This is a genomic window from Pseudomonas sp. 34 E 7, from assembly GCF_900005715.1.
Classification (GTDB): domain Bacteria; phylum Pseudomonadota; class Gammaproteobacteria; order Pseudomonadales; family Pseudomonadaceae; genus Aquipseudomonas; species Aquipseudomonas orientalis_A.
The window spans coordinates 1-1,407 of the sequence record NZ_CVTX01000183.1; the positions used below are offsets into that span (position 1 = coordinate 1).

The following is a 1,407-nucleotide window of genomic DNA, read 5'->3' on the forward strand; positions in this document are numbered from 1 at the left end:
TTCCTTGCTGGGTGACGGCGTGGGCGTGCAGGCGGTTTTGGTCGTCGTAGTGGTAGTGGCTGAGCAGTTGGCCTTGTTGGCGTTGGTGTTCGCGGCCGGCGTGGAACAGGTGGGAGGTCAGCAGTGCGCCATTCAGCTCGACGGTGGCGAGGTGACCGCCTTTGTCGTGGTTGAAGGTGACGCGGTTATTGTCCGGCAGGCGCAGATTTTTCAGCTGGCCGCAGGCATCGTAGCCGTAGCGCAAGGTGCCCCAGCCCTGGTGCTCAGCAGTGAGGCGGTTTTGTTTGTCGTACTCGTAGGCCAGCGCCCATTGGCCGTCTTCGACGCTGAGGAGGTTGCCTTGGCGGTCGTAGGCATAATCAACAACGCTGTCATCGGGCAGGGTTTTTCTTGCGAGGCGACCGGCATGATCGCGCTCGTATCGGGTAACAAGCTGACTGCCATCGTCGCCGTGTTCGGTCTTTTCCAGCAGGTTGCCGTTGAGGTCGTAGGCGTAGGCGGTGCGTTGGCCGTCGAAGCCGGTTTCCTGTCGGATCAGGCCGTTGGGGTGGTAATCCAGTTGATAGGTTTCGCCGACTTCGTTTTCGATGGCGGTCAGCAATAATCGAGCGTTGTCGTAGCGATACTTGACCTGAGTACCGTCGGCGTTGATGCGGCGGCTGATCAGGTGCAGGCCGTCGGCGTATTCGTAGCGGGTGAGGTGGCCGAGTTCATCGCGTTCGGCGATGATTTTTCCGTAGGGGTTGTAGCTGAATTCCCGCGTAGCGCCGTCCGGCAGTACCCAGCGAGTCAAGCGTCCTACAGCGTCCCATTGATACTGAGTCAGCGCGCCGTGCTCATCCTCACGCGACAATTGCCGGCCCAGATCGTCATAGCGATAACGCTTGATCCCGCCATTGGGCAGCTGTTCTTCAACAAGCTGCCCGCGCTCATTCCACACCAAACGATGACCGCTGTTGTCGGGATACCAGACCCCGGTCAGTTGTCCCCGCTTGTCGTAGCTGTAGTCGGTCGCGTTGCCCTCCGGATCAATCCTGCGGATGACATCGCCTTGCTCATTACGCTCGTATTTCCAGACCGCCTCACCACGCCGTACAACCCGTACGAAACCGTTGTCATGCTCGTAGGACGTCGGCTCATCCTCCCCCGGAAACAGCGCGACCAAGCGTCCGGCTTCGTCGTACTGATACGCTGTCACCGCGCCCAGCGGGTCCTGCTCAACGGTCAGTCGGCCCTTGTCGTCGTAGGATTTGAAATGCCGGGCGCCGTCGGGATCGATGCGCTGTACCAGTCGCGCCCGGTCGTCATGGACATACACTTCCTGGCTGCCATCGGCGTTGTGCACGTTGACGCTGCCGTCATCGCCCCATACATAGCGCGTGTCCATCTGTGAAAAACTGGCCCAGT

The 1,407-nt window shown here is 60.2% G+C and carries 1 pseudogene; it reads right to left on the reverse strand.

Annotation, left to right across the window (positions count from 1 at the left end):
- Window positions 1-1,407: pseudogene (locus BFP96_RS24710) on the reverse strand (type IV secretion protein Rhs); the annotation flags it as partial.